Origin of the sequence: Micromonospora sp. M51, assembly GCF_018070305.1 — a bacterium.
GTDB lineage: Bacteria > Actinomycetota > Actinomycetes > Mycobacteriales > Micromonosporaceae > Micromonospora > Micromonospora parva.
Genome location: NZ_JAGPXZ010001283.1, coordinates 1 through 938 on the forward strand (window position 1 = coordinate 1; position 938 = coordinate 938).

1 protein-coding gene is annotated in these 938 nt (G+C 69.2%); it reads right to left on the reverse strand.

What is annotated here, in order from left to right; all coding sequences use genetic code 11:
- Nucleotides 1-685, reverse strand: a 685-nt coding sequence (steA, locus tag KBX53_RS34300) for a putative cytokinetic ring protein SteA (RefSeq protein ID WP_247676619.1), incomplete at its 3' end; no start/stop codon positions are given.
- Nucleotides 686-938 lie beyond the last annotated feature (253 nt).

A 938-nucleotide genomic window follows, 5' to 3' on the forward strand; every position in this document is an offset into this window, starting at 1 on the left:
TGTCGGGGGTGTAGCCGGCCTCGACGAGCGCGTCCGCGCCACCGTCGACGCCGATCAGCACCGGCTTGAACTCCCGGATGTACGGGCGCAGCACGTCCAGGTCGGCCTTGTAGTCGTAGCCGCGCACCACGATCAGGCAGTGGCGACCCTGGATCTGGGTCTCGATGTCGGGCACCCCGACACCGTCGAGCAGCAGGTCGCGCTCCTGGCGCAGGTAGTCCATCGTGTTGGCGGCGAACGCCTCCAACTGCACCGACAGACCCTCCCGGGCGTCAGCCATCGCCTTGGCGACCGTCTCGGCGTCCTGCAGGCTGCCGTGGGCCACCGGCTCGTCACCGGCGAAGACCGTGTTGCCCTCGATGCGCACCTGGTCGCCCTCGCGGATCCGCTCGAAGACGCCTTCACCCAGGTCGTCGAGGAGCGGAATGCCGGCGGCGACCAGCACCTCCGGGCCGAGGTTCGGGTAGCGGCCGGAGACCGACGGCTTGGCGTTGAGCACCGCCGCGACCCCGACGGCGACCAGCGAATCGGCCGCCACCCGGTCCAGGTCGACGTGGTCGATGACCGCGATGTCACCGGGTCGCAGCCGACCGACCAGGCGTTTCGTCCGGCGATCAAGGCGCGCGGTGCCGAGGACTCTGCCCGGTTCGGAGTTCCGGTTCCGGCGCAACGTGGGTAGACGCATCGTGACCATCCTGGCATGTGAGGCAGGCTTTTCTGTCGCGACATGCCTGAGCAGGGCCGCCTACCCAGGGAAGCACACACCGGCACAAGCCGGTGTGCTTGCGCTCACAATACGCGGCGTCACAACCGCCTTTCCTTGGCGGCCACCGCCAGCAACTCCTCGGCGTGGGCGATACCCAGATCCGAATCGGGCAAACCCGCCAACATGCGCGCCAACTCCCGGGCCCGCTCGGTGTCCTCCACCACCCGCACCC